This window comes from Gemmobacter sp. (genome assembly GCF_016792925.1).
Lineage (GTDB): Bacteria > Pseudomonadota > Alphaproteobacteria > Rhodobacterales > Rhodobacteraceae > Gemmobacter.
Genome location: NZ_JAEULU010000298.1, coordinates 1 through 8,552, shown reverse-complemented (window position 1 = coordinate 8,552; position 8,552 = coordinate 1). Strand labels below are relative to the sequence as shown.

The window sequence follows — 8,552 nt, the reverse complement described above, 5'->3', positions numbered from 1 at the left end:
ACCACCCGCTGCTGCCGCTCGATTTCGATTATCGGTTCTACCAGTCGGCCCCGGAGGATTTGCAGGTGCCGGGCTATCTGCATCCGGGGGATCGGGTGCAGGCCTATGGGCTTCTGCCCGATGGTGCGCTGCTGGATTTCCACCTGCCCGACCTTGCGCCCTATGCCACCTTCTCGTTCACCGACGGTCGAGAGGTGCAGGCCCAACTGCATCTGGACGGGCTGCATCTGGACCTGCGCGATGGTATCCGCTTTGACCTGACCTGGCGCGCCTGGGCTCCGATCTGCCCCAGCTTCTGGCGGATTGATCTGCACCTTGGGCGCATCGCCGAAGTGGCTGCCATGGCGCTGCCGGTCTCAGCCCTCGAGGGGTTGCGCATGGCAGGCTGACGGGCCTGGGCGCGCTCCAGCCCGATCGCGCCCTTGTCATAGCGGACACCCACTCTTTTTTGTCCGGCGACAATTTTTTTTGGCGGGGAAGTGGGGGTTGGCCCACAGGGAGGCCAAATGACCCGGTGAGGTCAAGATTGGCGGAAGCGGTGGGATTCGAACCCACGGAGGGGTCTCCCCCTCGCTGGTTTTCAAGACCAGAGCCTTAAACCACTCGGCCACACTTCCGGTGCGACGGGATTACAGTCTGTGCCGGGGCAGCGCAAGGTCTTGCCGCGCAGGCAGGGGGGCGGGACGGTGGGGGCGCACGGTTTTTCACGCCACCCGTCGGCGGCTAAGGTCGGAGAGCCTTGCGCCACCCAAGCCCGCTTCCGTTGCGTCGTGGCGCATATCCAATCCCTCGAACGCGCGCCTTCCGCAAAAGCAAAACGCCCTGCCGGTGAGGGCAGGGCGTCTTTGGTCTCACAAACCGGATGGCTTAGGCCCCGATCTTTCAGGCCCCGACCTTTCAGGCCTTGTCCAGCCCGAAGGCGTCATGCAGCGCCTGCACGGCCAGTTCCATGTATTTCCGGTCGATCAGCACTGAGATCTTGATCTCCGAGGTCGAGATCACCTTGATGTTCACGCCCTCATTCGCCAGCGCCTTGAACATGGTGGCGGCGACGCCCGCATGGCTGCGCATGCCGATCCCCACGACCGAGACCTTGGCCACATCGGTGTCGATAATCAGCTCGTCATATTTGATGATCCCGGCGGCGCGGGCATCTTCCATCGCCTTCTTCGCGCGCTCGACCTGGTTGATCGGGCAAGAGAAGGTCATGTCGGTGACGGCGCCGGGGTGGCTGTCGTCATAATCCTTTTCAGAAATGTTCTGAACGATCATGTCCACATTCACGCCCGCCTCGGCCAGCGGGCCGAAGATGGCCTGTGCCACACCGGGGCGATCCTCGATGGTGAACAGGGTGATCTTCGCTTCCTCGCGCGAGAAGGCGACGCCCGAGACGACTTTCGATTCCATGATTTCCTCCTCGTCGCAGACCAGGGTTCCAGAGTTCTCATCCGTGTCTTCAAACGAAGACAGCACGCGCAGCCGCACCTTGTAGCGCATCGCCAGCTCGACCGAGCGGGTCTGCAAGACCTTGGCCCCCAGCGAGGCCAGCTCCAGCATTTCCTCGAAGGCGATCTTGCTCAGCTTGCGCGCCTTGTCGGACACGCGCGGGTCGGTGGTGTAAACCCCGTCCACATCGGTATAGATGTCGCAGCGCTCGGCGCCAAAGGCGGCGGCAAAGGCCACGGCAGTGGTGTCACTGCCGCCCCGGCCCAGCGTGGTGATCCGGCCCTCGGGCGAGACGCCCTGAAAGCCCGCCACCACGGCCACCTTGAAGCCCTCTTTGAACTTGGCATCAATATTGTCGCGCGGGATCGACACGAAGCGCGCCGAGGAATGCGCGGCGGTGGTGTTGATCGGCACCTGCCAGCCCTGCCAGCTGCGCGCCGGAACGCCCATCTCTTGCAGGCGCAGCGCCATCAGCCCGGCGGTGACATTCTCGCCACTCGCCACCACGGCATCATATTCGCGCGCATCATAGAGCTTCGAGGTGCCCTCGACCCAACCCACCAGCTCGTTGGTCTTGCCCGACATGGCGCTGACAATGACGATGACGTCATAGCCGCGCTCCACCTCGCGCTGCACCTTCTGCGCCGCATTCTCGATGCGCTCAAGGTTGGCGACGGACGTGCCGCCGAATTTCATCACCAGAAGTGGCATCGGCGCCCCCCAGTAGCCTGTAAACCGTGCGCTTCCTAGCAGAAGCGGGGGGGGATGCAAGGGGGGAGGGGGCGGGATGCGGGGCGTTTCGGATGATCCGCAAGCCGGCCCGTTGAATGGCGGAACGATCGCCTTTTTCCGGCAATCAAAAGTTGCTGGAGAAAGGTCTTGTGCAAGTCAGGAGGTTATTGGTGCATCTCAATCGCGATCTCTTTGTCGGCGCTCGATGCACCAGACAAGATTGTTCACCCCAAGGACCGCCTGTACGGTGACGCTGGGCGGCTTTTCGAAACAGACGGGGGACGCATTCTATTCCGCGTTCCGCAGTGCTGCTCTGCGGGCGGGCACTTCGTCCGCGTTCAGGGTACATGGGCACTTTGCTCACGCTAGTGCGCAGATGTCCATGGAGATCACGCCCTGATGCCACAGGTCTCTCAATCTGAGCGGTCATGAGAGGGTTTTGTGCCCCCGCCTCCCAAGCATTGTCGCCAACGATGCTTGGATACCCATATGTTTATGCTTCTGCGGTCAGGTCTCAACAGGCCCCCCCCTCAATCCAACCGAAACGCCACCGGAGCCAGCGGCTCTGGCGCCACCTCGCCCAGATGCGGCGCAAGGCTGATCTCCACCGCGCGGCAGATCGCGTCCAGCGGCAGGCTGTTCGCCGTCTGCCCGAACGGATGCGCCAATTCCTCGGTCACCTCGGCAAGACCGAAGAACGTATAGGCCACGATCCCGGCAAACAGCGGCGCCAGCCAGCCCGCAGGCTCCAGCAGGGCCAAGGGCAGCAGAAGGCAATAAATCCAGCAGGTCCGAAACACCAAAAGCGAATAGACATAGGGCAAAGGCGTCGCCCGGATGCGCTCGCAGCCCGCTTGCGCCAGGGCGATGGCCCCCAGCCGCGCTGACAGCGCCCGCGCGCCGAACCCGTCCAGCCCGCCGCCGCGATGCTGCGCCGCCAGCGCCGCATTCACCGCGTCCAACACCGCATCGGGGGCTGAGGCGCAGCCCTCGGGCAGATGCCGCAAGGCTGCGGCATCCGGGGGAAGGCCGCGCAGGGCGCAGCGATGCAGGTGCAAGAAGGCCAGAAAGCCACGCAAGACTGCCCGCCGCTCGGCCTCTTCGGGCAGAAACAGCGCCGCCTCCCGCGCCAGACTGCGCGCATCGGCCAGCAAGCCGCCCCACAGCTTGCGCGCCTCCCACCAGCGCTCGTAGGCCGCATTGTTGCGAAACCCCAGAAACAGCGAAAGGGCGACCCCGAACACCGCAAAAGGCGTGCCGCTGACATGGGGCAGGGGGCTGACATGGCGATCCCAGACCAGCACCGCCGCCGCCACCGCCACCACCAGCGCCAATTGCCCGGCAATCTGCGGCAAGACCGAGCCGCGCAGCGCGAACATCAGCTCCAACACCCCCGGCTTGTCGCGAATGATCATGGTCCCTCCAGCGCCTTGTCGCGCCAGCCTGCCACAGCGCCGTCCCGGCCCCAAGCCACCAAACGACCGCGCCCGCCCCTGAAACGACACCGCCCCGCCAACCGTCGCCGGGGGCTGTCTGCCCCCGCGAGGCCGCTGCGCGCCCTCTCCCCCGAGGATATTTTTGAACAGATGAAAACCGGCGCGCAGCTTCTATTTCATCTGTTCAAAAATATCCTCAGGGGGGAGGCCCGGCAGGGCCGTGGGGGGCGCGAGCGCCCCCGGCGCGGGCAGGGATTACAGCGCCCGCCAGCCGATGTCGCGGCGGCAAAAGCCGCCCGGCCAGTTGATCGCATCCACCATGGCATAGGCGCGGGCCTGCGCCTCGGCCAGCGTCTCGCCGCGCGCGGTGACGTTCAACACCCGCCCGCCGGTGGCGAGGATCGCGCCCTCGCTGGCCGCCGTGCCCGCATGGAACACCATATTGCGGCTATCCTCGGGCAGGGCTTCCAGGCCCTTGATCTCGCTGCCCTTTTCATAGGCGCCGGGATAGCCCGTGGCCGCCATCACCACCGTCACCGCGTGATCCGCCGCCCATTGCGCCTGCACCTGATCCAGCCGCCCCTCGGCGCAGGCTTGCAACAGGTCCAGCGCCTGCGCCCCCAGCCGCATCATCAGCACCTGGCATTCCGGGTCGCCAAAGCGGCAGTTATATTCGACCAGCCGCGCCTTGCCATTCTCGATCATCAGCCCGGCATAGAGGACGCCCTGATAGGGCGTGCCGCGCCGCGCCATCTCGCGGATGGTGGGCAGCACGATCTCCTCCATCGCCGCCTGCGCAATCGCGTCGGTCAGCACCGGGGCGGGGGAGTAGGCCCCCATGCCGCCGGTATTCGGCCCGGTATCGCCATCGCCCACCCGCTTGTGATCCTGCGCCGTGCCAATGGGCAGCGCATTCACCCCATCGGTGAGGATGAAGAAGCTGGCTTCCTCGCCCGCCATGAATTCCTCGATCACCACCTCGGCCCCGGCCGCGCCGAAAGCCCCGCCAAAGATCTCGTCGATCCCGGCCAAGGCCTCGGCCTCGGTCATGCCCATAATGACACCCTTGCCGGCCGCCAGCCCATCGGCCTTCACCACCAGCGGCGCGCCCATGCGGCGGATATAGGCCTTGGCGGCCTCCGCATCGGAGAACCGGGCATAGCCTGCCGTCGGGGCGTTGCAGGCATCGCAGATTTCCTTGGTGAAGCCCTTGGAGGCCTCCAGCCGCGCGGCCTCGGCGCTTGGGCCAAAGGTGAGGATCCCCGCCGCACGCACCGCATCGGCCACCCCTGCCGCCAAGGGCGCCTCGGGGCCGACGATCACGAAATCAATCGCGTTCTCCTCACAGAACCGCACCACCTCGGCGCCCGAGAGAATGTCGATCTGCGCGCATTCCGCCAGCGCCGCGATCCCCGCATTGCCCGGCGCCACGATCAGCCGGTCGCATTTCGGGTTCTGCTTCACCGCCCAGGCAAGCGCATGTTCGCGCCCGCCACTGCCGAGAATGAGGATATTCATGCGCGCCCCCGCTTGGTCCTTGCCTGCGGGCCTCATAGGTCCGGCCAAGGTCTCGTGCAAGCGGCTTGGCAGCTACTTCTTCTTCTCGCAGGCCACGCCATCGCCGTCGCGGTCCAGCTCATAGATGTCTTCGCCCACGATATAGACCGGCCCCTGCACATAGGCCGGGCCGTTGCCGTTGCCACCGGCGCAATCGACATCCGAGGCCACCGGCACACAGGCGCCCTGATAGTTAGGGTCGCATTCCTGCGCCATGGCGGCGGCGCTGCCGGAAAGCAGCACGGCAAGCGCAAGGGCAGTCAGCCGGCGCATCGGAACCTCCGCGAAAAGGTTAACGAAAGGTTAACACGATTCGGCCCCATGCGGACCCGCATTGTTACCGGCCCCTTCGCCGCCGGTTTCTTCGAAGAAACCGGACCGGACCCTTCGAAGGGTCCGGGGCCAGGCTCTGGCGCCGCGCCCTTCCCCTTGGCCGTGCGCGCGCCTATTCTGCGGCGATGGACATGTTCGAAGACAGCCCCGCCCCCGCCCCCGGCAACAGCCCGGAATACACCGTCTCGGAGCTTTCCGGCGCGGTGAAGCGGGTGATCGAGGGCGAGTTCGGCCTCGTCCGCGTGCGCGGAGAGGTGGGGCGGGTCAGCCGGCCCTCATCGGGGCACCTCTATTTTGACCTCAAGGACGACCGCTCGGTCATCGCCGCCGTCTCGTGGAAGGGGCAGGTCGCGCGCATGCAGGTGCGCCCTGAAGAGGGGATGGAAGTGGTGGCGACCGGCCGGATGACCACCTTCCCCGGCCAGTCGAAATACCAGCTGATCGTCGAGGATGTCGCCCCCGCAGGCGCGGGCGCCCTGATGGCTATGCTGGAAAAGCGGCGGGCGGCGCTGCAGGCCGAGGGGCTGTTCGACCCCGCCCGCAAGAAGCCCATTCCCTACCTGCCGCAGGTGATCGGGGTGGTCACCTCGCCCTCGGGCGCGGTGATCCGCGATATCCTGCACCGGCTGCGCGACCGCTTTCCGCGCCATGTGCTGATCTGGCCGGTGGCGGTGCAGGGCCAGAACTGCGCCGCCGAAGTGGCCGCCGCGATCCGCGGCTTCAACGCCATCGAGCCGGGCGGGCCGATACCGCGGCCCGATGTGCTGATCGTGGCGCGCGGCGGCGGGTCGCTGGAGGATCTGTGGGGTTTCAACGAGGAAATCGTGGTCCGCGCGGCGGCGGGCAGCCGGATTCCGCTGATCTCCGCCGTGGGGCACGAAACCGATACCACGCTGATCGATCATGCCGCCGACCTGCGCGCGCCCACCCCCACCGCCGCCGCCGAACTGGCCGTGCCGGTGCGGATGGAGCTTCTGGCGACGGTTGAGGGGCTTTCGGCCCGGCTTCTGCGGGCGCTGAGCCTTGGTCACCAGCGCCGTGACCAGCGTCTGCGCGATCTGGGCCGCGCCCTGCCCCGGCCCGAGGCGCTGCTGGCGGGGCCGGCGCAGCGGCTGGACCTGTGGTCAGGGCGGCTGGCGGGGGCTCTGGGCATCGCCACGGCCCGCAAGCGCGCGGCCTTCGAACGCGGCGCGCGGCTGCGGCCCGAGATGCTGCTGGCGCTGATCCGTCAGCGCCGCGATGCGCTGGACCGCCGCGCCGGTGAAGCCGATGCCCGGTTTGACCGCCGCGCCGATGCCCGCCGGGCCGCCTTTGACAAATGGGCCAGCCGGCTGGAACCCGCCTTGCACCGGCTGATCACGCAGGCCGCCCGCCAGCAGGAAGAGGGCGCGGCACGGCTGGCGAAACTGTCGGCGCGGCTGGATGCGGCGCCGGTCGCGCGCACGGCCGAACTGACACGCCGGGTCGAGGCGCTGGACCGCACGCTGCGGACGCTGGGCTATGACCAGACGCTGAAGCGCGGCTTCGCCGTGGTGCGGGGCGACGGTCAGGTGGTGACCAGCCGCAGCGCGGCGGAAAAGGCGCAGCAACTGGAAATCCAGTTCGCCGACGGCCGCCTGCCGCTGGGCGCCCGCCCGCCGCGCAAGACCAAGGGCGACGGGCCGGAACAGGGCAGCCTGTTCTGACGGTTGTCGGAAAAGGTCTAGCTGCGGCGGTGGCCATTAGGTGAAGAACCGCCCTCAACCGCGCGTTGTACATTGCGGATTCACATAGATCATAATTCGCCGCCAAACCGCCCGATGATTGAAAATCACATGCCCGCTCAGCTGCCCAGCCACGGCCCCGGGCAGGGCATGCCGCTTTGCGCGCTGTCCAGTTCGGCCAGCGGCATGCCTTCGGGGTCGCCCTGCGCGCGGGCCAGCAGCACGCCGTCGCGGTCGTAGAACCACCAGCAGATCGGCGCGGCGCCCTCTTCATAGCTGAAGCAGACAAGGTCTTCGGCCTCATCCCACCAGATACCGGGTTTGCACTCCTGCCCCTCAAAAGCCCAGATCACGCGGCGGCCGGAGAGATACTGTTCGCGCCCCCAGATCTGGCCTTCCTGCGCATAAACGATCGTGCGCCCGGTGACGCGGGCCTCAAACTCATCCGCGGTCAGGCGGCGCTCTTCGGCCAGCGCGGCGGCGGGCAGGAACAGGGCAAGTGCCGCCCATTTCATGAAAACCTCCACCGCGCGAGATGGGGGGCGATCGCGCGGCGCCAGAGCGGCGGGAACAGTGCGATGGTGCAAGCCACCGGCAGGGGCCATGGCAGCATCGGCGCCTCATCCGGCCCAGGCATGCGCAGCGCCGGATAGGGGCGCGCGGGATGGGCGTGGTGGTCGGAATGGCGCGGCGCGTTCAGCATCAGGGCCGAGGTGAACCAGAAAGGCGCATTCCAGCTGTGGCGGGCCGAAACCGGTTCAAGCCGGCCATCGGCCAGCGTCTTGCGCATCAGCCCATAGTGCTGGACGTAATCCGACAGCAGAAGCTGGCTTTGCGCATGCAGCGCCAGCGCCAGCCAGACCAGCACCCCCGCCGCCCCGGCAATCGCCCAGGCCACGCCAAGCGACGCCACGGCCAGCGCGACATAGCCCGCATAGGGGTTGATCCGCCGCCCCGCGGCCCGGGCGGACAGCGCCCGTTCGGCCGCCAGCCCCTTGCGGAAACTGCCGGTCCAGGCGCGCAGGAAGAAGCGCCAGAACCCTTCGCCCGCGCGGGCGGTGTTGGGGTCTTCGGCGCTGGCGGCGTGGCGGTGATGGACCAGCCGGTGCGCGCTGGCATGGTGGCCGAAGAGAAGGCTGCCATAGATCGCCACGCCCAGAAGATGCAGCCAGCGGTTGCCACGGTGGATCAGCTCATGCGCGGCGGGGTTTGACACCTGCCCGAACCACCGGCCCGTGGCGGCGAAAAGCGCCCCCTTCTCCCACGGTGCCAGCCCCGACGACCCGGCGATGCCGGCAACCGCCGAGGGCAGCAGGGCCATATGGCCGATGGCCAGCGCCACAAG

8 protein-coding genes and 1 tRNA gene are annotated in these 8,552 nt (G+C 67.2%); 2 read left to right on the top strand and 7 right to left on the bottom strand.

Annotation, left to right across the window (positions count from 1 at the left end; all coding sequences use genetic code 11):
• Nucleotides 1–389, top strand: a 389-nt coding sequence (locus JNN06_RS14450; RefSeq protein WP_291240298.1) for a DUF2169 domain-containing protein, incomplete at its 5' end; no start/stop codon positions are given.
• Between the two features lie 138 nt (nucleotides 390–527).
• On the opposite strand, the gene JNN06_RS14445 is transcribed toward JNN06_RS14450, so the two are convergent.
• The 5 genes from JNN06_RS14445 to JNN06_RS14425 all read right to left on the bottom strand — a co-directional run bounded on the left by JNN06_RS14445 (nucleotide 528) and on the right by JNN06_RS14425 (nucleotide 5,444).
• Nucleotides 528–617, bottom strand: a tRNA-Ser gene (locus tag JNN06_RS14445).
• Between the two features lie 280 nt (nucleotides 618–897).
• Nucleotides 898–2,157 carry an aspartate kinase gene (locus tag JNN06_RS14440; RefSeq protein ID WP_291240297.1) on the bottom strand — a complete coding sequence of 420 codons (1,260 nt, stop codon included), beginning with the start codon at nucleotides 2,155–2,157 and terminating at the stop codon, nucleotides 898–900.
• A gap of 551 nt (nucleotides 2,158–2,708) precedes the next feature.
• On the bottom strand, nucleotides 2,709–3,593 hold the full coding sequence (locus tag JNN06_RS14435; RefSeq protein ID WP_291240296.1) for a bestrophin family ion channel: 885 nt from the start codon (nucleotides 3,591–3,593) through the stop codon (nucleotides 2,709–2,711).
• A gap of 276 nt (nucleotides 3,594–3,869) precedes the next feature.
• Nucleotides 3,870–5,132, bottom strand: coding sequence for a phosphoribosylamine--glycine ligase (purD, locus tag JNN06_RS14430; protein ID WP_291240295.1), 1,263 nt, complete (start codon nucleotides 5,130–5,132; stop codon nucleotides 3,870–3,872).
• A 72-nt stretch (nucleotides 5,133–5,204) separates the two neighbouring features.
• Nucleotides 5,205–5,444, bottom strand: coding sequence for an excalibur calcium-binding domain-containing protein (locus JNN06_RS14425; protein ID WP_291240294.1), 240 nt, complete (start codon nucleotides 5,442–5,444; stop codon nucleotides 5,205–5,207).
• Between the two features lie 185 nt (nucleotides 5,445–5,629).
• Between JNN06_RS14425 and xseA the strand changes: the two genes are divergently transcribed.
• Nucleotides 5,630–7,189 carry an exodeoxyribonuclease VII large subunit gene (xseA, locus tag JNN06_RS14420; RefSeq protein ID WP_291240293.1) on the top strand — a complete coding sequence of 520 codons (1,560 nt, stop codon included), beginning with the start codon at nucleotides 5,630–5,632 and terminating at the stop codon, nucleotides 7,187–7,189.
• Between the two features lie 137 nt (nucleotides 7,190–7,326).
• On the opposite strand, the gene JNN06_RS14415 is transcribed toward xseA, so the two are convergent.
• Both JNN06_RS14415 and JNN06_RS14410 read right to left on the bottom strand, forming a co-directional pair.
• Complete coding sequence (locus JNN06_RS14415) at nucleotides 7,327–7,722, bottom strand: hypothetical protein (protein WP_291240292.1); 396 nt, start codon at nucleotides 7,720–7,722, stop codon at nucleotides 7,327–7,329.
• Nucleotides 7,719–8,552, bottom strand: an 834-nt coding sequence (locus tag JNN06_RS14410) for an alkane 1-monooxygenase (RefSeq protein WP_291240291.1), incomplete at its 5' end; no start/stop codon positions are given. The genes JNN06_RS14410 and JNN06_RS14415, both read right to left, overlap by 4 nt.